This window comes from Stenotrophomonas oahuensis (genome assembly GCF_031834595.1).
Taxonomy (GTDB): Bacteria; Pseudomonadota; Gammaproteobacteria; order Xanthomonadales; family Xanthomonadaceae; genus Stenotrophomonas; species Stenotrophomonas oahuensis.
On sequence record NZ_CP115541.1, the window covers coordinates 3,549,806 to 3,573,751 of the forward strand.

Genomic DNA, 23,946 nt, shown 5'->3' on the forward strand with positions numbered 1-23,946 from the left:
TTGCAGCGGGGCGGCTGCGGGGGCAGACTGGCTGTCCTACCTGGGTTTCGCCACGTTCTTTCATGTCGTCCGCCGCCTTCAACCTGCGCCGTTATGGGTCGTCCTCTTCGGTAGACCGGCATGACGTGGCGCAGTGGGTGGTGCCGCTGCAGGGTGAGCTGTCGTTTGAACTGGAAGGGCGGGGCAGTCGGTTGGATGTGTTGCAGGGTATTTTCGTGGCCCCGCATGCGGGGCATGCGCAGACGGCGACGGCCCGCGACCGGTTCCTGATTGTCGATTGCCCGGCGGACATGTTTGACGACCACACGCTGGAGCGCTTGAACGCGCTGCCCACCCTGGCGTTGCCGGCCCCGGTGCGGGCGATGGCGCGGCGGCTGGCGATGTTGCCGGGAGAGGCGGTGGACGACGCGGTGGTTGAGCGCGAACTGCCGGTGCTGTTGCAGGCGTTTTCGCCGGCGGGCACTGCGACGCGGTTGCAGGCGGTGTGCGCGCGGATTGCGCAGGCACCGGGGCAGGATTGGCCGGTGGCGCGGATTGCGGCGGCGGTGGGGGTGAGTGGCAGCCGCCTGCATGCGTTGTTTCAGCAGGCGTTTGAACTAAGCCCCCAGGCGTGGCTGAGCGGGTGCCGGTTGCGCTGGTCGCGGGCACAGTTGGTGGAAAGCGACGCTTCGATTGCGGAGATCGCGCAGCGGGCGGGGTATTCCGAGCAGAGCGCGTTGACCCGCGCGTTGCGGCGGGAATGGGGAATGACGCCGGCGGAGTATCGGCGCGCAAGAGTCTCGGTCAAGAAATCCCCCCGCCACTCCCCCTAAACTCCCGGCTCCCCCCACCTGGAGCCCCGTAGTCTGATGAACCGTTCAATGGGCGTTGGCATTGCCAACGGCGTCGCCGCTGGCGCGCTGTGGGGCGTGGTGTTCCTGGCTCCTGCCGTGCTCAGCCAGTTCAGCGCGGTGCAACTCTCGGCTGGCCGCTACCTGGTGTACGGCCTGATCGCGATCATCCTGCTCGCCCCGCGCTGGAAGGAACTGCGCACGCGCATCGGTGCTGCCGAATGGAAGGGGCTGCTCTGGCTCAGCCTCGCCGGCAACCTGGTGTATTTCGTGCTGCTCTCCAACGCGGTGCAATGGGCCGGCGGTGCGGCGGCTTCGCTGATCGTGGGACTGATTCCTGTCGTGGTGACCCTGGTGGGCGTGCGCGAAAAAGGCGCGGTGCCTTTGAAGCAGCTGGCCCCGGCGCTGGCGTTATGTGTTCTGGGCGTGGCGCTGGTCGGCTACGAAGCGTTGCAGGCCGAACATGCCGAAGGTTCGGTAGGCCGGCGTCTGCTGGGGCTGCTGTGTGCGTTCGGCGCGCTGTTCTCGTGGGCGCTGTACTCCATCGGCAACAGCCGTTGGCTGGCCCGGCGGCCGGATCTGTCCGGGCACGACTGGTCGTTGCTGACCGGCGTGGCCACCGGCGGGCTGGCGCTGTTGCTGGTGCCCAGTGCGTTCGTGCTGCCTTCGGCGACGGTGCATGTGTCGTCGGATTGGGTGTGGTTCTGGGTGATCAGTGCCGGCGTGGCGGTGGTGGCCTCGGTGGTGGGCAATGCCTGCTGGAACCGCGCCAGCCAGAACCTGCCGCTGACGCTGACCGGGCAGATGATCGTGTTTGAGACCCTGTTTGCGCTGTTGTACGGGTTCGCGTGGCAACAGCGCTGGCCGACGCTGATGGAATTGCTGGCGATTGCCTGCCTCGTGTCGGGGGTGCTGCTGTGTGCGCATGCACACCGGCCGCCGCGTGCGGTGGCGGAGCATGTGGGGTGAAAGCGTTGTGCGATATGGATGGTCACATTCGTAACGTTTTCAACGACATTGCGTGAAGATGGGTGGCTTTGGATTTTTGCGGCGCAACACTTGACAAGCTGCCCGGCCGCGTTGTTTTCTTGGCGCATGGTCCTGATCGCCGCCACCGCTGCTCTGCTCACCACCGCCCTTATCGGCGGCGCGCAGACGTCTGGTCGCAGCATCGGCACCACCACCATTACCACCGGTACCACTCGTCCGGTGCGGTCCGTCGTCTTCGCGTAACTTCCGAAAACCACGGCCCCGCACCAGACCAGGTGGCGGGGAATTCCCTTCAGCCTGGATGACGCGGGGCCTCAATCGAGGTCAACATGTCCATCGCTGCCGCTCCATCTTCTGACGCCGCCGCTGCTTCCGCGCCGCTTTCGCCGCTGAAAGTCGCCACCGCCACGGTGGTGCACAAGTTCGGCGGCACCTCGGTGGCCGACGCCGAGCGTTACCGCCATGTGGCCCAGTTGCTACTGGCCCGCGACGAGGCTGTTCAGGTCACCGTGGTCTCAGCGATGAAAGGCGTCACCGACGCGCTGATCGCACTGGCCGAACGCGCCGCCGAAGATGCCCCGCAGTGGCGCGATGACTGGCACGCCCTGCGCGCACGCCATCGCGGTGCGGCGGTGGCGCTGCTGGGCGAGCATTCCGGTCCCACGGTGGAATGGCTGGATGCGCGCTTCGACCACCTGGCTGAAGTGCTGGCGGCACTCGGGGTGATCGGCGGGTTGCCGCCGGAAGTGCTGGACCGCGTGCAGGGTCTGGGCGAGGTGTATTCGGCGCACCTGCTGGGGTACTACTTCCGCAGCATCGGTCACGACTGCGCGGTGCTGGATGCGCGCGACGTGCTGGTGGTGGACCGCGGTGAACTGGGCGTGGACGTGGACTGGGAGCAGAGCGCGCTGCGGCTGGCCGAATGGCGCGAAGCGAATCCGGGGCCGCGCGTGGTGGCCACCGGCTTCGTGGCACGCGACCGCCGCGACCGCATCACCACGCTGGGCCGCAACGGCAGCGACTACTCCGGCGCGATCTTCGCGGCGCTGTTCAATGCCGATGAACTGCATATCTGGACCGACGTGGACGGCGTGCTGTCCGCTGACCCACGCGTGGTGCCCGAAGCGGTGCAGCTGGAAGCGCTGAGCTACGACGAAGCCTGCGAACTGGCGTACTTCGGCGCCAAGGTGGTGCATCCGCAGACGATGTCGCCGGCGATCGAGCGCGGCCTGCCGATCATCATCCGCAACACGTTCCAGCCCGATCACCCCGGTACCCGCATCACCGGTGAGCGCACCGTGGGCGGCCCGATCAAGGGCCTGACCCTGAGCCCGGACCTGGCCCTGTTGAACCTGGAAGGCACCGGGCTGATCGGCGTGCCGGGCACTGCCGAGCGCGTATTCGCGGCGCTGCGCAACGCCCACGTGTCCGTGGTGATGATCTCCCAGGGTTCTTCGGAACATTCCATCTGCTGTGTGGTGCGCCAGGCCGAAGCGGCGGCGGCACGCGCGGCGCTGCTGCAGGCCTTCGCACATGAACTGAGCGTGGGCCAGGTGCAGCGCGTGCAGTTGACCGGCAACGTCAGCGTGCTGGCGGCGGTGGGCGACGGCATGGCCGGGCAGCCGGGTGTGGCCGCGCGGTTGTTTGAATCGTTGGGTCGCGCGCAGGTGAACATTCTGGCGATTGCGCAGGGCTCATCCGAGCGCAACATCTCCGTCGCCGTCGACAGCGGCCAGGCAACCAAGGCATTGCGCGCGGCGCACGCGGGCTTCTGGCTGTCGCCGCAGACCTTCTCGGTGGGCGTGATCGGGCCGGGCAACGTGGGTGCGGCATTGCTGGATCAGCTGCTGGCCACGCACGGTGGGCTGCTGGCCCGCGCCAACGTGGACTTGCGGCTGCGCGCGGTGGCCTCGCGCAGCCGCATGCGGCTGGAGCCGCGGGGACTCAGTGGCGACTGGCGCGCCGCGCTGGCCGGGCAGGGCGAGGCGTCCGATCTGGATAAATTCACCGAGCACCTGCAGTCGGCCCATCTGCCGCATGCGCTGATCATTGATTGCAGCGGCAGTGCCGAAGTGGCCGAGCGCTATGCCGGCTGGCTGGCGGCCGGCATCCATGTGGTCACCCCGAACAAGCAGGCCGGGGCCGGCCCATTGGCGCGGTACCACGCCATTCGTGAAGCCGCGGCGACCAGCGGCGCGCGCTTCCGTTATGAGGCCACTGTGGGGGCCGGGCTGCCGGTGATCACCACGCTGCGCGACCTGGTCGACACCGGCGATGAGATCCTGGCCATCGACGGTATCTTCTCCGGCACGTTGGCGTGGCTGTTCAACAAGTACGACGGGCAGGCTCCGTTTTCGCAGTTGGTCACCGAAGCGCGCCGTCTGGGCTATACCGAACCGGACCCGCGCGATGACCTTTCCGGCGTGGACGTTGCGCGCAAGCTGGTGATTCTGGCGCGCGAGGCCGGGCGCGAGTTGAGCCTGGAACAGGTGCAGGTGGAAAGCCTGGTGCCGGCGTCCCTGCGCGAATCCAGCGTGGCCGATTTCATGGCCGGACTGTCCAGTGTGGATGCCGCCTTTGCCGAACGGCTGGCGCAGGCAAAGGCGCGTGGCGCGGTGCTGCGTTACGTGGCGCGGTTGTCGAATGAAGGCGCACAGGTCGGGCTGGTGGAACTGCCGGTCAGCCATGCGTTCGCTAACCTGCGCCTCACCGACAATGTGGTGTCGTTCACCACGCGCCGTTACTGCGACAACCCGCTGGTGGTGCAGGGCCCGGGCGCAGGCCCGGAAGTGACCGCCGCCGGCGTGTTCGCCGATGTGCTGCGCGTGGCCGCCGGCGAAGGGGCGCGCCTGTGAGCGAAAGCGACATTGCGAAGGCGTTTGCGCCAGCCTCGGTCGGCAACGTGGCGGTGGGCTTCGACATTCTGGGCCACGCCATCACCGGCGTGGGCGACACCGTCACGGTGCGGCGCATCGCAGAACCCGAGGTGCGCATCGTCGCGATTCGTGGCACCACCGTGGATCTGCCGCTGGAGGCCGCCGCCAACACCGCCGGTGCGGCATTGATTGCACTGCGTGAGGCATTGGCGCTGTCGTTCGGCTTTGAGATCGAGATCGACAAAGGCATTCCGCTCGGCTCTGGCATGGGCGGTTCGGCCGCGTCCTGCGTAGCGGCACTGGTGGCGGCGAATGCGCTGCTGGACGAACCCTTGTCGCGCGAAGCGCTGTATCCCTTCGCGCTGACCGGTGAAGCAGTGGCCAGCGGCGGCCGGCATGGCGACAACCTGGGGCCGATGCTGCTGGGTGGGCTGGTGCTGAGCACCGCAGACCAGCTGGTGAAGCTGCCAGTGCCAGAGGCGTGGCACAGCCTGCTGGTGCATCCGGATGCGGTGCTGGAAACGCGCCGCGCACGTGCCGCCCTGCAGGGGCATTACGCGTTGTCCGAATTCGTGGCGCAGAGCGCCAATCTGGCGCTGGTGATCAGCGGCTGTTACAGCGGGGACGGCGCGCGGGTGCGGGCAGGGTTGCGTGACGTGCTGGTGGAGCCGCGCCGTGCCGCGTTGATCGTCGGCTTTGAAGCCGCTCGCGATGCGGCGCTGGCGGCCGGTGCGATGGGGTCCAGCATTTCCGGTGCCGGGCCCAGCGTGTTTGCCTGGTTCGAGCAGCGCGAAGCGGCGGAAGCCGCTCGCGCCTCGGTGCAGCAGGCATTTGCCGACGCCGGATTCGACAGCCAGGCGTGGGTATCGCCGTTGAACGCGCCGGCGGCGCATCTGCTGTGAGCACGGGTTCGTCTTTCTACTTTCAGGACTTTTCATGAACTTTGTTTCTACGCGTCATGCCGCGCCCGCCGCGTCGCTCAGCCAGGCGCTGGCTGCCGGTCTCGCGCCGGATGGTGGTCTGTATGTGCCAGAAGTGCGTCCGCAGCCGCAGGCATGGTCGACGCGCGGCAGCCTGGCCGCCAATGCCGAAGCCGTGCTCGCACCGTACTTTGCCGGTGATGCCTTGCAGCCTGACCTTTCTGCGCTGTGCGAACAGGCGTTTACCTTCCCGGCTCCACTGGTGCCTCTGTCCACGCCGCAGGACCATGTGCTGGAGCTGTTCCATGGACCCACTGCTGCGTTCAAGGACTTCGGTGCGCGCTTCCTGGCCGCCAGCCTGTCGCGGCTGCAGCGCGACCAGAGCCGTCCGCTGACCATTGTGGTCGCCACGTCGGGTGACACCGGTGCGGCGGTTGCGGCGGCGTTCCATCGCCTGCCGGGGATCCGCGTGGTGGTGCTGTATCCAGACGGCCGGGTGTCGCCACGCCAAGCGCATCAGCTGGGGTGCTTTGGCGACAACATCCACACCCTGCGCGTGGCCGGTTCGTTCGACGACTGCCAGGCGATGGTGAAGCAGGCGCTGGGTGATGAGGAGCTGCAGAAGCAGGTGCCGTTGAGCTCGGCCAACAGCATCAGCCTCGGGCGCTGGCTGCCGCAGATGAGTTACTACGCCGATGCCGCGTTGAATCACCATGCGGCCACCGGGGAAGTGCTCAATCTGGTGGTGCCGACTGGCAACCTGGGTAATGCCATGGCCGCAGTGCTGGCGCGTGGCATGGGCCTGCCGATCGGGCAGATTGCGCTGGCCACCAATGCGAATGCGGTGCTGCCCCGCTTTTTCCATGGTGCGGCGTACAGCCCGGCGACCAGTGTGGCGACGTTGGCCAATGCGATGGATGTGGGCGCACCGAGCAACTTTGAGCGGTTGCGCTGGTTGTTTGGCGAGGATGATGTTGCGCTGCGCGGGGCGTTCCGCAGCGAGTCCGTGGATGACGCGGCGATTCAGGAGGTGATTAGCCGGCGTTATGCCGAGGCGGGGGAGGTGTTCTGCCCGCATACGGCGACCGCGGTGCATCTGCTGGAGCAACTGCGGGCTGAAGGCGTGCAGGGGCATTGGGCTGTGGCAGCGACCGCGCACCCGGCCAAGTTTGAATCGGTGGTGGAGCCGTTGATCGGGCGGCCGCTGGAGGTGCCGGCGGCGTTGGCGGCTTTGTTGGAGCGGCCGGCGAAGGCCGAGCCGTGTGCGCCGGAATATGCGGCGTTGCGGGAGGTGTTGTTGGGGTGACAGGCGTTGGCGCGAACGGCTGACGGGCATGGCCCGTCACTACGCGATTACGCCCAGCCTTCGTCGGCCGAAAGCTCGCGCAACCCGTCCTGATCCAGAATCTCAACGGTGTTCAGATGGGGCAGGGCAATCAGCCCCGACTGGCGCAGCTTGGTAAACGTACGGCTCACCGTTTCCATCGTCAGCCCCAGATGGTCGGCAATATCACCGCGACCCATCGGCAGGGTCACCCGCAGCGCATTCCCGCCCAGCGGGGCCTCACGTGCCGCCAGCCGCAGGAGGAAGTCAGCCAGCTTTTCCGCCGGCTGCAACCGGCCCAGCGCCAAGGCCGCATCGGCGGCAGCGTCCAGTTCCTGGCAGGCACGCTGCAGCAGCTTGCGCTCCAGGTGCGGATAACGCGCACGCAGGTCCTTCATCTGGCTCAGCGCCACCCGGCACACCCGGCTGTCGGCGATGGCCTCGATGTCGTAGCGGTGATGGTCGCTGCCGGTCAGGCCCAGGTAGTCGCCGGGCAGCACGAAGCTGCTGATCTGGCGGCGGCCGTCGGCCAGGGTGCGAACCAGCCGCAGCGCGCCGCTGGTCAAGGTATAGACATGTTGGCGCGGCTCACCGGCGCGGGCCAGGGTGGCCCCCAGCGGCAACGGCTGCGAGATCGTCACCCGTTCCAGCGCCTGCACTTCATCCGGCGACAGCGCCGAGCAGACCGCCAGATGGCGGACCGAGCAGTGCAGGCAGTCCTTCAGCGTTGAACACCCCGGTGCGGGGTCGTCTACAGCGGAAAGTGCGGTGCCGGAGTGGGGCCGGGACATGTGCAGCCAGTGAGCGGGACGTCCCTATGATACTTCATGCGGCGGTTCAGCCGGATTACAGCCCGTCGCTGGGGCCGGAAGGCCGGCTGCGGCTACAATAGACGGTCCGCACACCCCACGTTCGAGCAGGAGCCCCGCAAGTGATCAAGCCCCGTACGCCGTCCGGCACCCTGGAACTGCTGCCGCGCCAGCAGATCGCGTTCCAGCGCATGCTGGACGTCATCCGCCGCAATTACGAGCGGTTCGGGTTCCTGCCGGTCGAAACGCCGGTGTTCGAACTGTCGGATGTGCTGCTGACCAAGTCCGGCGGTGAAACCGAGCGCCAGGTGTACTTCGCGCAGTCCACCGGTGCCCTGGCCAACGCGGCCGAAGCCGGCGACAAGAGCCTGCCGGAACTGGCCCTGCGTTTCGACCTGACCGTGCCGCTGGCCCGTTACGTGGCCGAGCACGAGCACGACCTGACCTTCCCGTTCCGCCGTTACCAGATGCAGCGCGTGTACCGCGGCGAGCGCGCCCAGCGCGGTCGTTTCCGCGAGTTCTACCAGTGCGACATCGACGTGATCGGCAAGGACACGCTGAGCACGCGTTACGACGCCGAAGTGCTGGCGGTGATCCACGCGGTGTTCTCGGAACTGCGCATTGGTGATTTCTCGGTACAGCTGAACAACCGCAAGCTGATGCGCGGCTTCTTCGAAAGCCTGGGCGTGGCCGACGGTGAGCGCCAGCTGGCGGTGCTGCGTGAAGTGGACAAGCTGGACAAGCGCGGCGCGGACTACGTGCGTGAAACGCTGACCGGCGAAGGGTTTGGTATTCCCGCCGAGCAGGTGGAACGCATCCTGGCGTTCGTGGCGGTGCGTTCGACCAGCCACGCCGATGCGTTGGTGCAGCTGGACGCGCTGGTGGCGGACGCGGCCGCAAGCGAAACGCTGAAGGTGGGCGTGGCCGAACTGCGCGAGGTGCTGACGCTGGTGAAGGCACTGGGTGTGCCGGAAACGTCGTACTGCCTGAACTTCTCGATTGCGCGCGGCCTGGATTACTACACCGGCACGGTGTACGAAACCACGCTGACCGACCACCCGCAGATCGGCTCGATCTGCTCGGGCGGCCGTTACGAAGACCTGGCCAGCCACTACACCAAGTCGAAGCTGCCGGGCGTGGGCATTTCCATCGGCCTGAGCCGCCTGTTCTGGCAGCTGCAGGAAGCCGGGCTGATTGCCGGCATCGAAGACAGCAGCGTGCACGCGCTGGTGGCCTTGATGGACGACAACGGCCTGCCGGATTCGCTGGACCTGGCCCGTCGCCTGCGCGCCGGTGGCATCAACACCGAAGTGCAGATGGAGCCGAAGAAGATCGGCAAGCAGTTCCAGTACGCCGCGAAGGCGGGCATCCGCTTCGTGGTGCTGGTGGGCGAAGACGAACTGGCCCGCGGCGTGGTGGCGGTAAAGGACCTGCTGCGCGAACAGCAGTTCGAAGTCGCCCGCGAAGAACTGGCCAGTGCCCTGCAGGTAGAACTGGAACAGACCCGCGCGATGGCGTGATGGATTGTCGAATGCTTGAAACAACAACGGCACCTGACGGTGCCGTTGTTCTTTCGGCGGTCGGAAGGCTACGTAGAGCCGGGCTTGCCCGGCTGCTGTTGGGCTCATGCGAACAACCCCCGCCTCGCGGTATCCCCGGTTTGGCGGCTCGGAATGGGCGTTCCGGGGGACGGCGTGAATCCATCCCTGGAGCCTCGGTCGCCGCATCCATGCGGCTCACGCCCCCTCCAGCCCATCCCGACCCGCCATCGACAGTGCGTCGGTGTCCACGGAAGATCAAAACCCATTCGCGCACCCGGTAGCGTCGGTCGACAGACGACGGCCGTGAAATCTCCAACATCCGGTAACGCATGACCCCGGATCGACACCAGCTTGATTTTTGCTTGCCCGTGTCGTCCGGCGGCGACGCCACCAGGATGAGCCTCGCGGACGTTCCTACGCTCTGCTGGCTTCAGTATTTCGCAGGTGATCCTCGATCACGCTGACAGTCTCAGCCGAGCCGGACAGTCGAGCACGATCCAATGGTGTCAATCCACCCTTGTTCAAGGCGCGCAGATCGCCCCCGTGCTGGAGCAGCAACCTCAGTGTGGCTGTATCTCCATTCCACGCCGCAGCATGAAGCGGCGTCTCCTGGTGTCTGTTTTCCGGGAGATTGGCTGAGGCTCCGGCAATTAGAAGCAGGCTGACGATGTCAGCTCGCTTCATGGCGACGGCCTTGAGCAGAACCGATGTCCCCCACACGTCCAGGACGTCGAGGTTCTGGGGGATTTTCAACAGCAGCGCAACCATGCCTGCATGGCCCTTGATCACTGCGACCCCCGTTGGCGTCATACCATCCCCGACGTGTGCGCCCGGATCTGCACCCCAACTGAGCAGCAATGCGGCCGCCTCCTGGCGGTCATTCATTGAGGCAAAATGGAGAGCGCTGTTGGAACCAGGGGAATACGCATCGACGAAATCGCTTCCATGCCGGGAGTGAATGTCGGTCAGCGTGCTGATGTCACCGGCAACAGCAGCCCGGGTCCACGCTCTTGCCTCGGGATGCTCGCGTTTTGCCATATGCTCTTTAAAAAGCTCAAGCATGTTGGGCTTGAGCCGGTCGTACAGACGGTCCTGCTTCGCTCTACCGACCGGGGTCAGTCCTTCGCTGTCGTAGTTTGTCAGGTTGATGCCTGGCTTTTGAAGCAGCATCTGGACGACCGTGTTTCGCTTCTCTCGAACCGCGATGGAGAGGGGACTATCGTTGCCAGGAGTGTTGGTCCCATTCACGCTCGCGCCTGCGTCCAGCAGCGTTCGAATGCACTCCTCTTTGCCTACCTCGATTGCAGCCATCAGCGCGGTTTTTCCTGATTCCATGGAGTCAGGATGACAGCCCGCGGCGATGAGTGTGCTGACGGCAGTGGCATGGCCCCAGCTGGCGAAATAGTGAAGCAGATGAGACGCCCCTGAAGCGCCATCCACTGTGGTGACGCCTAGCCCGTCTCCTACCGGATCCAGCAGCAATTTTGTCGCTTCAAGGTTTCCGTTTCCGGCTGCGTAGTAAATAGCCGTCTTTCTGTCGTGGTCAAGGGTGTTACGGTCGAAGCCAGCCTCGAGCAGAACGCTGATCGTGTCCGTGTCGTTGCGGCCAGCGGCGTCAAACCACTGCGCGTTAAGCGTTGCAGGGTCCTTGGACATTGCCGCAGTGAGGCAGTCAGCGCGCAACGCGTTGGCTGCCTGCACCAGGCAAGCCAGATCCTGTGTAGTCAGCTTTTCGAGAAGTGATTGCCGGCTTTCGCATGAGATGAGGTTGAGATTTGCGAACTGCGGTGTGTGTTTCTGCGGCGTCGTTGCATCAGAGGGGAGCGGCGAGGGGCCGTTGAGCAGGCTGCCCAGGGGCAGCGCGGAGTCTGATTGAACGGTGTGGTTGGTGTCGTGGTTGATTGCGCGCGATGCGGAGGTTGATGCGGCAAGGGGCTCGATGGGCATGACAGCGGTATGGCTGAGACGGTCAGCGGTTGCAATGGGGGCGATATGGTCTGATGCGGCGGGCGCAGGCGCTTCCTGATTTCGATCTATAGGGACATGCCGGAGCATCGGCGGTGTCGTTCCGGGGTCATGCGTTACCGGATGTTGGGGGTTTCACGGCCGTCGTCTGTCGACCGACGCTACCGGGCCAACAAAGTCAGGGATGCAGTCAAAACCGGTCGTTCGCCTGAATCCAACAGCAGCCGGGCAAGCCCGGCTCTACGTAAAGCCAAAGCCCCAGATGAATCGGAAGCCTCAGCGATTTGGCATGGGGGAAAATTTGCGCTAATGTAATAGCACGCTATTACATTGATACGATGAAAACACGCCCCGACCCCCGCCAGAAGGACCCCCAGGCTGACCTTGAGTGCCTGGCGCGGGCCTTTGCTGGCCTGACTGAACCTGAACAAGTCACCGCCTTCCTGCGTGACCTGTGCACCCCCGCCGAGCTGGAGGCCCTGGCCGACCGCTGGAAGGTGGTGCCGCTGCTGCAGCAGGGCGTGCCGTATCGCGAAATCCATGAGTTGACCGGTGTCAGCGTGACCACCACCGGGCGCGTCGCCCGTTCCCTCGAGCATGGGCATCGCGGCTATGCCGCCGCCATCGCCGTCACGTCTGCCACCCCCGAATCCGAGTAGAGACCTCCCCCATGAGTGCAACCCAGAACGCCCCGGCACGTGACCGGCTGCGTATCGCCATCCAGAAGAGTGGCCGCCTCGCCGAGCCCGCCCGCAGCCTGCTTACCGCCTGCGGCCTGAGCTGGCGGCAGAGCCGCGACAAGCTGTTCTGCTATGGCGAATCGCTGCCGGTGGACCTGCTGCTGGTGCGCGATGACGACATCCCCGGCCTGATTGCCGATGGCGTCTGCGACTTCGGCATCGTCGGTCGCAACGAACTGGACGAGCAGGCCGCCGCGCGCCGCCAGATCGGTCTGCCCGATACCTACCAGGCCCTGCGAGGCCTGAACTTCGGCCAGTGCCGCCTGATGCTCGCCGTGCCCGAAGAATGGGACTGGCAGGGCGTGCAGCAACTGGCCGGCAAGCGCATCGCCACCAGCTACCCTGCCATCCTCACCGACTGGCTGGCCGCCCAGGGCGTCGATGCCCAGGTGGTGGAACTGTCCGGCTCGGTCGAAATCGCCCCACGCCTGGGCACCGCCGACCTGATCTGCGACCTGGTGTCCAGCGGTGCCACCCTGGCCGCCAACCAGCTCAAGCCCGTCGAGACTCTGCTTGAAAGCGAAGCCGTGCTGGCCGGCCCGGTGCGCACGCCCGACGACGCCCGCGCCGGCCTGATGGCCATGCTGCTGCGTCGCCTGGACGGCGTGGTCAAGCAACAGGACAGCAAGCTGCTGATGTTCCGCGCGGCCGCCGAACGCGTCAGCGAACTGACCCGCCTGCTGCCGGATGCGGATCCGCTGGAACAGCTGCCCGACGATGGTGGCCACCTGCGGCTGCAGACCATGTGCCACGGCGCGCTCACCTGGCAGCGTCTGGAAGAACTGGAACGCGCCGGTGCGCAGGGTTTGAAGGTACTGAGCGTGGAGCGGTCGCTGGCATGAATCGTCTGCAATGGAACCAACTTGATAGCGCTGCGCAGGCCGATGCGCTGCAGCGTCCGGTACAGGCGGTGGCCGCACGCACCCGTGAATCGGTCGCCGCCCTGATTGCTGCCGTGCGCGAAGACGGCGATGCCGCGCTTCGCGAAATCAGCCTGCGCTTCGACGGCATCGCGCCCGACAGCTTTGAAGTCAGCGACGAGGAATTTGCCGCCGCCGAACGTGCGGTGCCGGCCGAACTGCGCCAGGCGATGATCGATGCCGCCGAACGCATCCGCGTCTTCCACAAGGCCGGCATGAGCCAGGGCTATGCGGTGGACACCGCGCCGGGTGTGCGCTGCGAGCGCATGGTGCGTGCGATTGGCCGCGTTGGCCTGTACGTGCCCGCAGGCAGCGCACCGTTGCCGTCCACCGCGTTGATGCTGGGCGTGCCGGCACAGCTGGCCGGCTGCCGGGAAGTGGTGCTGTGCACGCCGCCGCGCAAGGATGGCACCGCCGATCCCGCGGTGCTGGTCGCGGCGCGTCTGACCGGCGTAGACCGGGTGTTCAAGCTCGGTGGTGCGCAGGCGGTTGCCGCGATGGCCTACGGCACCGACAGCGTACCGGCCTGCGACAAGCTGTTCGGGCCGGGCAACAGCTATGTCACCGAAGCCAAGCAGCAGGTTGCGCAGGACGGGGCCGCCGCCATCGACATGCCAGCGGGCCCGTCGGAAGTGCTGGTGATTGCCGATGCGGGTGCCAACCCCGCGTTCGTGGCCGCTGACCTGCTTTCGCAGGCCGAGCACGGCCCGGATTCGCAGGTGCTGCTGCTCACCGACGATGCCGCGCTGCTGGAAAAGGTGGAGGCGCAGGTGCAGGAACAGCTGGCCCAGCTGTCCCGCGCGGATATTGCCACGCAGGCATTGGGCAGTTCACGACTGATCCTGGTCGAGTCGCTGGTGCAGGCCTTCCAGATCAGCAACCGCTACGCACCGGAACATCTCATTCTGGCCCTGCGCGAGCCGCGTGACTGGCTGCCGCAGGTGGAGGCCGCCGGTTCGGTGTTCCTGGGTGACTACACGCCGGAAGCGCTGGGCGACTACTGCAGCGGCACCAACCACGTGCTGCCCACGGCCGGTGCCGCGCGCGCTTACAGCGGCGTCAGCGTGTCCAGCTTCCAGAACATGATCAGCGTGCAGCAGGCCACGGTGCAGGGCATTGCCGGAATCGGTGACAGTGCACGCGTGCTGGCCCGCGCGGAAGGCCTGGACGCGCACGAGAATGCGGTGGCGCTGCGCATGGAGACGGCGGCATGAACGCCTCCTCCGTGCTTTCGCTGGTGCGCGAGGATCTGCGCGCGTTTGCGGGTTACTCCTCGGCGCGCAGCAGCGCGCTGGTGGGCGATGTATGGCTCAACGCCAATGAGTCGGCCTGGGCCAACCCGGCCGACCCACAGGGCAGCGCACGCCGCTACCCGGAACCGCAGCCGGAGGCGCTGCGCGCGCGGCTGGCCGCGCTGTATGGCTGCACGCCCGAGCAGCTGCTGATCGGGCGCGGCAGCGACGAAGCGATTGATCTGCTGGTGCGCGCCCTGTGCGAGCCCGGCCGCGACGCGGTGCTGGTGACGCCGCCGGTGTTCGGCATGTACGCGGTGTGTGCGCGTCTGCAGAACGCGCCGCTGCTGGAAGTGCCGCTGGTGGACAGCGACACTGGGCTCAACGCCGACATCGACGCGATCATTGCCACCGCACTGTCGGGCAAGGCCAAGCTGGTGTTCCTGTGCACGCCGTCGAACCCGGCCGGCAGCAGCATCGCCTTGAGCGACATCGAACGCGTCGCCACCGCGCTGCGGGGCAGGGCAGTGGTGGTGGTCGACGAAGCGTATGGCGAGTACGCCGAGCAGCCTTCCGCAGTGACCCTGCTGGACCGTTACGACAACCTTGCCGTGCTGCGCACGCTGTCCAAAGCGCACGCCCTGGCCGCTGCCCGCATCGGCTCACTGATCGCCGCGCCGGAACTGATCCAGCTGCTGCGCCGCTGCCAGGCCCCGTACCCGGTGCCGGCACCGTGCAGTGCGCTGGCACTGGCCGCGCTGGAGCCGGCGGCACTGACCACCACCGCAGCACGCGTGGCCGAAGTGAAGGCCGAACGCGCCCGCCTGCAGCAGGCACTTCAGAATGCACCCGGCGTCCGCCGCGTGTATGCCTCACAGGGCAACTATCTGCTGGTCCGCTTCAATGACGCGCAGAGGGCATTCGACGCACTGCTCGCCACCGGTGTGGTGGTGCGCGACCAGCGCGCCGCACCGCAGTTGGGCGACGCCCTGCGCATCACCGTGGGCAGCCCGGCCGAGAACGACCGTGTGCTGCAGGTACTCACCGCCGGGAGGGCCGCCGCATGACCCCTATTCTGTTCGTCGACCGCGACGGCACCCTGATTGAAGAGCCGGCCGATTTCCAGATCGACGCGTACGAGAAGATCCGCTTCGTACGCGATGTGATTCCGGCCATGCTCAAGCTGCGCGATGCCGGCTACCAGTTCGTGATTGTCAGCAACCAGGACGGGCTGGGCAGCGAGGGCTACCCGCAGGCAAGCTTCGACGGCCCCAACAACCTGATGCTGCAGATCTTCGAAAGCCAGGGCATCGTGTTCCGTGACGTGCTGATTGACGGCACCTGGCCGCACGACAGCGCGCCGACCCGCAAGCCGGGCATCGGCATGATGCTGCCGTACCTGCAGGACCGGAACATCGACTGGGCGCGTTCGGGCATGGTGGGCGACCGCCCGACCGACATCCAGTTCGCGCAGAACATGAACATCCGCGGCTTCCAGCTACGCACCGGACAGTTCGGCGGCGAGTGGGACTGGAACGGCATTGCCCACGAACTGGCCGACGCCCCGCGCCGCGCCACCGTGCAGCGTAATACCAAAGAAACCCGCATCCGCGTGGATGTGGACCTGGACCGCACCGCCGAGCCGAAAACCCACACCGGCCTGCCGTTCTTCGACCACATGCTGGAGCAGATCGGCAAGCACGGCGGTTTCGCGCTGAGCGTGCAGGCCGAGGGCGACCTGCACATCGACGAACACCACACCATTGAGGACACCGGGCTGGCGTTGGGTCAGGCATTGCGTGAGGCGCTGGGCGACAAGCGCGGCATCGGTCGCTATGGCTTCACCCTGCCGATGGACGAAACCCTGGCCAGCGCCGCGCTGGATTTCAGTGGCCGCCCGTACTTCGTGTTCGAAGGTGAGTTCAAGCGCGAACGGGTAGGCGACATGCCGACCGAACTGGTGCCGCACTTCTTCCGCTCGCTGTGCGATGCGTCCGGGTTGAACCTGCACCTGAGCGTGCGCGGCGACAACGACCACCACAAGGTGGAAGCCTGCTTCAAGGCGCTGGCGCGTGCGCTGCGCCAGGCGCTACCGCGCCAGGGCACGGCACTGCCCAGCACCAAGGGGGCGCTGTGACCGAGGTTGCGCTGATTGATGCCGGTGGGGCCAACCTGGGCTCGGTGCGCTATGCACTGGAGCGCCTCGGCGCGCGCGTGCAGCTGGTGCGCACCGCAGCCGGGCTGGAAGGCGCGCAGCGGGTGATCCTGCCCGGTGTGGGTGCGGCCAAGCCAGCAATGCAACGCCTGCATGAGCAGGGACTGGTGGAACCGCTGCGGCGTCTGGAAGCGCCGCTGATGGGCATCTGCCTGGGCATGCAGCTGTTGTTCGAGCATTCGGAAGAGTCCGGCGTGGAAACGCTGGCGCTGATTCCCGGCACGGTGCGCAAGCTGGTGCCGGCCACCGGCATCCGCGTGCCGCACATGGGCTGGAACCGGCTGCTGCCGCTGAAGCCGTCGCTGCTGCTGAAGGACATTCCCGAGCGCGCCAGTGCCTACTTCGTGCACAGCTACGCCGCACCGCTGAACGCCCACACCGTGGCCGCCTGCGATCACGGTGGGCTGTTTACCGCGATGGTGGAGCAGGGCCGTTACTTCGGTGCCCAGTTCCATCCCGAGCGTTCTGGCGACACCGGTTCGCTGATGCTGCGTAATTTCCTTGAGGGCACTGCTGTATGAGCTTCACCGTTTACCCCGCATTGGATATCCGCGAAGGCCGCGTGGTGCGCCTGCGTCAGGGCGACTATGCGCAGGAGACCCACTACGGCGACGATCCGCTGCCGCGAGCACAGGCGTTTGAAGCGCAGGGCGCGAACTGGATGCATCTGGTGGACCTGGACGCGGCCCGCGCCGGCGGCTACACGCTGGCTCCGCTGCTCGGTGCGATCCGCGCCCACACCGGTTTGCAGGTGCAGACCGGCGGCGGCGTACGTAGCCGCGATGACGTGGCGCGCATTCTGGAGGCAGGTGCCAGCCGCGTGGTGGTCGGGTCGCTGGCAGTGCGCGAGCCGGAACAGGTGATCGGTTGGCTGGGCGAGTTCGGCCCGGAACGCATCACCATTGCGCTGGACGCACGCCAGGACGAGCAGGGCCTGTGGCAGTTGCCGGTGCACGGCTGGACCGAAAACGCCGGAGTTACCCTGGATGTGCTCGCCGACCGCTATGCGGCCGCTGGGCTGCGCCACCTGCTGTGCACCGACATCGCGCGCGACGGCATGCTGGCCGGCCCGAATCTGGAGCTCTACCGTCACCTCGCTGCACGTCTGCCCGGCGTGGCAGTGCAGGCTTCCGGCGGTGTACGTGACGTGGCCGACGTGGCCGCTGCACGTGCGGCCGGCTGTGCTGGTGCGGTACTGGGCAAGGCGCTGCTGGAACAGCGCATGGACCTGGGCGAGGCACTGGCATGTTGAGCCGGCGCATCATTCCCTGCCTGGACGTGCGCGATGGCCGCGTGGTCAAGGGCGTGCGCTTCCGCGACCACGTCGACATGGGCGACATCGCCGAACTGGCGCAGCGCTACCGCGACCAGGGCGCGGACGAACTGGTGTTCTATGACATCGGAGCCAGCCCGGAAGCGCGCTCGGTGGACGTGGCCTGGATCGAGCGCATCGCGCGCCTGATCGACATTCCGTTCTGCGTGGCCGGCGGCATCGACAGCGTTGAAACCGCGCGCCGGGTGCTGTTTGCCGGTGCCGACAAGATCTCCATCAACTCGCCGGCGCTGGGCCGGCCGGAGCTGATCACCGAACTGGCCGACGAATTCGGGGTGCAGTGTGTGGTGGTCGGCATCGACTCCGTGCGCGAGCCGGATGGCCAGTGGCGCGTGCGCCGCTTCACCGGCGATCCCAGCAAAACCCAGGCGGTACCGGTGCGTACCCTGGACTGGGTGCAGGAAGTACAACGCCGGGGTGCGGGCGAGATCGTGCTCAACTGCATGGACAGCGACGGCGTGCGCCGCGGTTACGACGTGGAGCAGCTGGCCCAGGCCCGTGCGGTCTGCCAGGTGCCGTTGATCGCCTCTGGCGGGGCTGGCGAGATGCAGCACTTTGCCGACGTGTTCGACCAGGCCGACGTGGACGGGGCGCTGGCCGCCAGCGTGTTCCACAGTGGGTCGATTGCCATTCCCGCGCTGAAGCAGTTCCTGCGCATGCAACAGATCGAGGTACGTGATGTCTATTGAAGTGCTGCCGTCCCGGCAGGCGCTGGAGCAGCTGGACTGGAGCAAGGGCGACGGCCTGCTGCCGGTGGTGGTGCAGGACGCCGATACGTTGGCCGTGCTGATGCTGGGCTATGCCAACGCCGAGTCGCTGGCGGCCACCCTGGCCAGCGGCCAGATGACCTTCTACAGCCGCAGCAAACAGCGCCTGTGGACCAAGGGCGAGTCGTCGGGCAACGTGCTCAGCGTGCTTGCGGTACGGGTGGACTGCGACAACGACACCCTGCTGGTCACCGCGCGCCCGGCCGGACCGACCTGCCACACCGGCGCGGAAAGCTGCTTCGAGCGTGCCCCGGGCAACTTCCTTGGGCGGCTGGACGCCTTGGTGCAGCGGCGCGAGCAGCAGCGCCCGGAGAAGAGCTACACCACGAGTCTGTTCGAAGCTGGCGTGCGCCGCATCGCCCAGAAGGTGGGCGAGGAAGGGGTGGAAACCGCGCTGGCCGGCGTGGTGCAGGACGACGCCGCGCTGCTGGGCGAGTCGGCCGACCTGCTGTTCCACCTGATTGTGCTGCTGCGCGCGCGCGGCCTTTCGCTGGACGACGCGGTCGCCGTGCTGCAGGAACGACACGCCCGCTGATGCGGCGGGCACGCATTTAACGTTGGTGAAACGCGGTCCGCGCGATGATGTGCGGCTTTACAATCGCCCCCTTCGATACGGACCGCTCCGATGACCTGCAAGACCGCCTGGCTGGCCTGTTTGCTGCTGATTTCCGCACCGGCCTGGGCCGCCAGCGAGGCCACCGTCACCGGCAAGGTCTACCAGGAGCGCGACGGCAAACCGGGCCGCGGCCCGACCGACCCGGCGCTGGCCGGCGTACAGATGTCCAACGGCGAAGTGATCGTGCGTACGGCGGCGGATGGCAGCTACAGCCTGCCGGTGCGTGATGGCCAGACGGTGTTCGTGATCAAGCCGGACGAGTTCCGCTTCCCGGCCCGCGCTGACGGCATGCCGGGCTTCTGGCGGCACTTCGCACCGCAGGGCTCGCCGAAGCTGAAGTACGACGGCATCGCGGCCACCGGCAGCAACACCCGCAACTGGGACTTCGCGCTGGAGCCGTTGAAGGACGCTGACGGCGCGCGCGACGGTTTCGACATGCTGGTGTTCACCGATTCGCAGACCGCCACCCGCCAGGAAGTGGGGTATTACCAGCGCGCCATCGTCGAACCGATCATCGGCAAGCACAAGGCGCGGCTGGGCACCACGCTGGGCGATATCGTCAACGACGACCTGAGCCTGTACCCGGAACTCAACAAAGCCACCGCGCAGTTGCAGGTGCCGTGGTTCCATGTGCCGGGCAACCACGACCTGGACTTCGATGCCCCCACCGACCAGCATTCGCTGGACAGCTGGCGCGCCGTGTACGGTCCCGACACCTATGCGGTGGAAGAGGGCGGGGCCAGCTTCGTGTTCCTGGACGACGTGGTGTACGACCCGAATGGCAAGCCGAAGTACATCGGCGGGCTGCGCCCGGATCAGTTCACCTTCCTGGCCAATTATCTGAAAGCCCTGCCGCGCGATCGCCTGCTGGTGCTGGGCATGCACATTCCGCTGTTCGACGCTGCGCCGGGCCGGGAGACCTTCCGTCACGCCGACCGCGCCAAGCTGTTCGCGCTGTTGAAGGACTTCCCGCATGTGCTGGTGCTCAGCGGGCACAGCCACACCCAGCAGCACTACTACCATGGTGCGGCCGAGGGCTGGCAGGGTGCCAAGCCGCTGCACGAGTACAACGTCGGCGCGGCCTGCGGGGCGTTCTGGTCGGGCGTGAAGGACAGCAACGGCATTCCCGACGCCACCATGAGCGACGGCACCCCGAACGGCTATGCGGTGCTGAGCGTGAAGCCGGCCGGCGAGTACGCGCTGCGCTACTACGTGGCGCGCGCGCCGGATGACTACCAGATTTCCCTGCATGCGCCGAAGGTGCTGCGCAAGGGCGCGTACCCGGCCTGGGGCGTGTATGCCAACGTGTTCATGGGCCAGGACGACACCGCCGTGGAGTACCGTGTGGACGGTGGCGCGTGGCAGCCGATGAAGCGCGTGGAGCAGCCGGACCCGCGTCTGCTGGTGGAAAACGTGGCCGACGACACCGCCGAGAAGCTGCGCGGCTTCGACCGCTCGCCCGAAGCCACCGCCTCGCCGCACCTGTGGCGCGGCGCGCTGCCGACCGACCTGGCCGCCGGCGAACACAAAGTGGAAGTGCGCGCCGCGCAGGCGGATGGCTCCACCGCGACTGCCAGCACTACGTACCGGCTGCAGGTGGCCAAGCCCTGACCTGCGGTGGACGATGTCGCCGCCCCGTAGAGCCGGGCTTGCCCGGCTGGGGACGGGCGACGCGGGTTGATCGGGCACCCGTTCGGTTCGTTCGATCCCCATACGCAACGGTACGGTGCGTATTGGTTTGCAAGCGACCATCGATCAACGAAAATCCCTTCAATGCATCATTTTCTTACCAAGGCCCGTGCGTGAGCGCTGCAACCCCGTTTCCCAATCCGGCGCTGCGTCGCTCTGCTCCTGCTGAAACCCTGATTGTGGCCGACGTCGGCGGCACCTATGCACGCGTGGCACTGGCCGACGTGGTCGCCGGCGCACCTCCACGCATCAGCGCGCTGCGCCGCTACGCCTGCGCCGAACACGCCAGCCTGGCCGCGATCCTGGCCGACTTCCGTGCCAGCCTGCCACAGGCTCCGAACGCCGCCGTGGTCGCCATTGCCGGTGTCCTGAAAGGCGACGATCTGGTCAACACCAATCTGCCATGGTCGGTATCGATGCAGGCCACCCGCCGCGACGCGCAGTTGTCCACACTGGAACTGATCAACGATTTCGAAGCGGTGGCCTACGCGATTCCGTTCGTCGATGCGCAAGCGCGTGTGTCGCTCACCCCGGACGCGCCGCAGGCCAACGCGTGGCCGGCGTTGGTGCTGGGCGCAGGCACCGGCCTTGGCGCGGCGCTGCGTTTCGAAGCAGGCTCACGCGCGGTGCTGGCCAGCGAGGCCGGGCACGCCGCGCTCGGTGCTGGCAATGCACTGGAACTGCAGATGCTGCAACAACTGCTGCAGCGATGGGAGCACGTGGACAACGAACGCGTGCTGTCCGGCACCGGTCTCATGAATCTGTACCCGGCACTGTGCGCGCTGCGCGGCGTGCGCGTGCAGTGGACCAGCCCGGAAGCGCTGATCAGCGCGGCGCTGGGTGGCGAAGACGCGCTGGCGGTGGAAACGCTGGAAGTGTTCTGCGGCTGGCTGGGCAGCCTGGCCGGCGATCTCGCGGTGAGCTTCGGCGCGCGCTCGGTGTATCTGGCCGGCGGCATTTCTGCGCACGTGGCCCGCTTCCTGCACGACGGCCGATTCCGCGACCGCTTCCTGGCCAAGGGCGTAATGCGTCCGGTGCTGGAGCAGGTGCCGGTATGGCGGGTGGAGCACGGCGAACTGGGCGTGCTCGGCGCGGCCGTGTGGTACGACGAACATCGCCGCGCAGCGGCCTGACAAAAAAAGACCCGGCCCTCCCGGGGTCGGCGCATGGCAACGGGAGAGGCAGCGCGTGACTGATCGCAGAACATTTCTTCAGGCCGGTGCGTTGGCCGCTGGCGTGGCCGCGTTTCCGCGCGTGCAGGCCAAGGCCAATGGCAGGGCCCGCGTCGTATCGACCTGGGATTTCGGCGTTGGGGCCAACCAGGCGGCGTGGAAGGTGCTGGGCAACGGCGGCAGCGCGCTGGACGCAGTGGAAGCCGGTGCGCGCTGGGCCGAGAGCGAGCTGTGCAATCCCACCGTGGGGCGTTGCGGCAATCCGGACCGCGACGGCGTGCTGAGTCTGGACGCCAGCATCATGAACGGCGACGGCAGCTGCGGTTCGGTGGCGGCGCTGGTGGACATCGCGCACCCGGTATCGGTTGCCCGCAAGGTGATGGAGCAGACCCCGCATGTGATGCTGGTGGGCGAGGGTGCACAGCAGTTCGCCATGCAGCAGGGCTTCAAACGCGGGAAGCTGCTCACGCCGGAAGCGGAAAAGGCCTGGCGCGAGTGGTTGAAGACCGCGCAGTACACGCCGGAAATCAATGCCGAGCGCCGCAGTCGACCGGGTGACAGCAGCAATCACGACACGTTGGGCATGCTGGCTGTGGACGCGCAGGGTCAACTGGCCGGTGCGTGCACCACCAGTGGCATGGCGTGGAAGCTGCACGGCCGCGTAGGCGACAGCCCGATCATTGGCGCGGGGTTGTACGTGGACAACGAAGTAGGCGCAGCCACCGCCTCGGGCGTTGGCGAAGAGATGATCCGCAACGCAGCCTCGTTCCTGATGGTGGAGCTGATGCGCCAGGGCCGCACCCCGGCGCAGGCCTGTCGCGAGGCGATTGCACGCGTAGTGCGTAAACGACCGGAAGCCAGCAAGACGCTGCAGGTGTGCTTCCTGGCACTGGGCAGGAATGGTGAAGTGGGGGCGTACGCCCTGCACCGGGGATTCGTGTACGCGGTGTGCGATGCCGAGCGCCAGGACGACCTTCGTGATGCGGCCTCGGTCTACACCACGGAGCAGACCTGAGCATGGGTTACGTGCTGGAAATCGCCTCCAACTCCGTGGCTTCAGCGCTGGCCGCGCAGCGGGGTGGAGCGGATCGCATCGAGCTGTTCGACAACCTGGCCGAGGGCGGCACCACGCCGTCGTTCGGCAGCATCGCGCTGGCGCGCGAGCAGCTGCAGATTCCGTTGTTCGTCTTGATCCGGCCGCGCCCGGGTGATTTCCATTACGACGCGCTGGAGCGCGAGTTGATGTTGCGTGACATCCAGCAGTGCAGGGCGCTGGGCTGCGACGGTGTGGTGATTGGCGCAATGGATGCGGAAGGCAACGTGGACGTTCCGTTGTGCCGTGAACTGGTGCAGGCCGCAGGGCCGATGCAGGTCACCTTCCATCGTGCGTTCGATGCGGCGCGGGATCTGTCGGCTGCGTTGGAGGACGTAATCTCGCTCGGCTGCCAGCGGGTGCTGAGTTCCGGAGGCCACGCCAGCGCGGAGGCCGGTGCGGGTGTGCTGGCAGCGTTGGTGAATCGGGCAGCGGGACGTATCAGCGTCATGGCCGGTGCGGGGATCACGCCCGGCAACATCGCGGCGGTGGCGAAGGCGACCGGTTGCAATGAATTGCACGCCTCGGCCAAGGGTACGCGGCGTTCCGACGTGCGATTCCAGAATCCGGCATTGGTTGGCTTGTCGCCCGACTGGGTCGCCACAGATGCCGATGAAGTCGCCGCCTTGCGCGCGGCATTGGCCTGACCTCCGCATTGGCATGGCCGGATTAACGGCGGTGTCGATTCGGGGTCATGCGTTACCGGATGTTGGGGATTTCACGGCGATCGTCTGTCGACCGATCCCACCGGGGCTACGTGCTCTTGATTTTCGATGGCCACCGACCATCTGTCGATGGCGGGTCGGGATGGGCTGGAGGGGGCATGAGCCGCATGGATGCGGCGACTGAGCTTACAAGGATGTACTTGCAGCGTCCCCCGGAACGCCCGTCCCGAGCCGCCAAACCACGGATGC

Annotated in this window: 22 protein-coding genes; 20 read left to right on the top strand and 2 right to left on the bottom strand. The window is 66.8% G+C overall.

The genetic code is table 11. From position 1 onward, the window contains the following. The first annotated feature begins 62 nt into the window (after positions 1-62). The 6 genes from PDM29_RS15930 (at position 63) to thrC (ending at position 6,922) form a co-directional block, all read left to right on the top strand. A complete protein-coding gene (locus PDM29_RS15930) occupies positions 63-812 on the top strand; it encodes a helix-turn-helix transcriptional regulator (RefSeq protein ID WP_311191039.1) in 750 nt (249 codons plus the stop codon). Positions 813-848: 36 nt separating this feature from the next. Beyond that, complete coding sequence (locus PDM29_RS15935) at positions 849-1,799, top strand: DMT family transporter (protein WP_311191040.1); 951 nt, start codon at positions 849-851, stop codon at positions 1,797-1,799. Positions 1,800-1,925: 126 nt separating this feature from the next. Beyond that, complete coding sequence (locus tag PDM29_RS15940) at positions 1,926-2,063, top strand: hypothetical protein (RefSeq protein WP_311191041.1); 138 nt, start codon at positions 1,926-1,928, stop codon at positions 2,061-2,063. An 86-nt stretch (positions 2,064-2,149) separates the two neighbouring features. Then, positions 2,150-4,675 carry a bifunctional aspartate kinase/homoserine dehydrogenase I gene (gene thrA / locus PDM29_RS15945; protein ID WP_311191042.1) on the top strand — a complete coding sequence of 842 codons (2,526 nt, stop codon included), beginning with the start codon at positions 2,150-2,152 and terminating at the stop codon, positions 4,673-4,675. Further along, a complete protein-coding gene (locus tag PDM29_RS15950; RefSeq protein WP_311191043.1) occupies positions 4,672-5,598 on the top strand; it encodes a homoserine kinase in 927 nt (308 codons plus the stop codon). Before thrA ends, PDM29_RS15950 begins: the two co-directional genes overlap by 4 nt. A gap of 34 nt (positions 5,599-5,632) precedes the next feature. Further along, positions 5,633-6,922, top strand: a complete 1,290-nt coding sequence (gene thrC / locus PDM29_RS15955) for a threonine synthase (protein WP_311191044.1) — start codon at positions 5,633-5,635, stop codon at positions 6,920-6,922. A gap of 47 nt (positions 6,923-6,969) precedes the next feature. Here the strand turns inward: thrC and PDM29_RS15960 are convergent, their stop codons facing one another. Next, positions 6,970-7,731, bottom strand: a complete 762-nt coding sequence (locus tag PDM29_RS15960; protein WP_311191045.1) for a Crp/Fnr family transcriptional regulator — start codon at positions 7,729-7,731, stop codon at positions 6,970-6,972. 140 nt (positions 7,732-7,871) lie between these two features. On the opposite strand from PDM29_RS15960, the gene hisS reads away from it, so the two are divergent. Further along, positions 7,872-9,269 carry a histidine--tRNA ligase gene (gene hisS, locus PDM29_RS15965; protein ID WP_311191046.1) on the top strand — a complete coding sequence of 466 codons (1,398 nt, stop codon included), beginning with the start codon at positions 7,872-7,874 and terminating at the stop codon, positions 9,267-9,269. A gap of 435 nt (positions 9,270-9,704) precedes the next feature. Here hisS and PDM29_RS15970 read toward each other — a convergent pair whose 3' ends face one another. Next, the gene (locus PDM29_RS15970; RefSeq protein ID WP_311191047.1) at positions 9,705-11,345 is read right to left on the bottom strand and encodes an ankyrin repeat domain-containing protein; all 1,641 of its coding nucleotides are present in this window, start codon (positions 11,343-11,345) and stop codon (positions 9,705-9,707) included. 248 nt (positions 11,346-11,593) lie between these two features. On the opposite strand from PDM29_RS15970, the gene PDM29_RS15975 reads away from it, so the two are divergent. From PDM29_RS15975 to PDM29_RS16035, 13 genes are all read left to right on the top strand, one after another. Beyond that, positions 11,594-11,914 (top strand): YerC/YecD family TrpR-related protein, encoded by a 321-nt coding sequence (locus tag PDM29_RS15975; protein ID WP_311191048.1) that lies wholly within the window; start codon positions 11,594-11,596, stop codon positions 11,912-11,914. A gap of 11 nt (positions 11,915-11,925) precedes the next feature. After that, positions 11,926-12,837, top strand: coding sequence for an ATP phosphoribosyltransferase (gene hisG / locus PDM29_RS15980; RefSeq protein ID WP_311191049.1), 912 nt, complete (start codon positions 11,926-11,928; stop codon positions 12,835-12,837). Continuing rightward, positions 12,834-14,129, top strand: a complete 1,296-nt coding sequence (hisD, locus tag PDM29_RS15985) for a histidinol dehydrogenase (RefSeq protein ID WP_311191050.1) — start codon at positions 12,834-12,836, stop codon at positions 14,127-14,129. The genes hisG and hisD overlap by 4 nt, the downstream gene beginning before the upstream one ends. Continuing rightward, a complete protein-coding gene (hisC, locus tag PDM29_RS15990) occupies positions 14,126-15,214 on the top strand; it encodes a histidinol-phosphate transaminase (RefSeq protein WP_311191051.1) in 1,089 nt (362 codons plus the stop codon). Before hisD ends, hisC begins: the two co-directional genes overlap by 4 nt. Continuing rightward, the gene (gene hisB, locus PDM29_RS15995; RefSeq protein WP_311191052.1) at positions 15,211-16,284 is read left to right on the top strand and encodes a bifunctional histidinol-phosphatase/imidazoleglycerol-phosphate dehydratase HisB; all 1,074 of its coding nucleotides are present in this window, start codon (positions 15,211-15,213) and stop codon (positions 16,282-16,284) included. The genes hisC and hisB overlap by 4 nt, the downstream gene beginning before the upstream one ends. After that, complete coding sequence (hisH, locus tag PDM29_RS16000; RefSeq protein ID WP_311191053.1) at positions 16,281-16,883, top strand: imidazole glycerol phosphate synthase subunit HisH; 603 nt, start codon at positions 16,281-16,283, stop codon at positions 16,881-16,883. Before hisB ends, hisH begins: the two co-directional genes overlap by 4 nt. Beyond that, positions 16,880-17,614 (top strand): 1-(5-phosphoribosyl)-5-[(5-phosphoribosylamino)methylideneamino]imidazole-4-carboxamide isomerase, encoded by a 735-nt coding sequence (gene hisA / locus PDM29_RS16005; RefSeq protein ID WP_311191054.1) that lies wholly within the window; start codon positions 16,880-16,882, stop codon positions 17,612-17,614. The genes hisH and hisA overlap by 4 nt, the downstream gene beginning before the upstream one ends. Then, positions 17,608-18,384: an imidazole glycerol phosphate synthase subunit HisF gene (gene hisF, locus PDM29_RS16010; protein WP_311191055.1), complete on the top strand. Its 777-nt coding sequence runs from the start codon at positions 17,608-17,610 to the stop codon at positions 18,382-18,384. Before hisA ends, hisF begins: the two co-directional genes overlap by 7 nt. Beyond that, positions 18,374-18,997, top strand: a complete 624-nt coding sequence (gene hisIE, locus PDM29_RS16015; RefSeq protein WP_311191056.1) for a bifunctional phosphoribosyl-AMP cyclohydrolase/phosphoribosyl-ATP diphosphatase HisIE — start codon at positions 18,374-18,376, stop codon at positions 18,995-18,997. The genes hisF and hisIE overlap by 11 nt, the downstream gene beginning before the upstream one ends. 90 nt (positions 18,998-19,087) lie before the next feature. Beyond that, a complete protein-coding gene (locus PDM29_RS16020; RefSeq protein WP_311191057.1) occupies positions 19,088-20,689 on the top strand; it encodes a calcineurin-like phosphoesterase C-terminal domain-containing protein in 1,602 nt (533 codons plus the stop codon). A 191-nt stretch (positions 20,690-20,880) separates the two neighbouring features. Next, on the top strand, positions 20,881-21,900 hold the full coding sequence (locus PDM29_RS16025) for a glucokinase (protein ID WP_311191058.1): 1,020 nt from the start codon (positions 20,881-20,883) through the stop codon (positions 21,898-21,900). Positions 21,901-21,955: 55 nt separating this feature from the next. Next, positions 21,956-22,954 carry a glycosylasparaginase gene (locus PDM29_RS16030; RefSeq protein ID WP_311191059.1) on the top strand — a complete coding sequence of 333 codons (999 nt, stop codon included), beginning with the start codon at positions 21,956-21,958 and terminating at the stop codon, positions 22,952-22,954. Positions 22,955-22,956: 2 nt separating this feature from the next. After that, positions 22,957-23,679, top strand: coding sequence for a copper homeostasis protein CutC (locus PDM29_RS16035; RefSeq protein WP_311191060.1), 723 nt, complete (start codon positions 22,957-22,959; stop codon positions 23,677-23,679). The last annotated feature ends 267 nt before the right edge of the window (positions 23,680-23,946 follow it).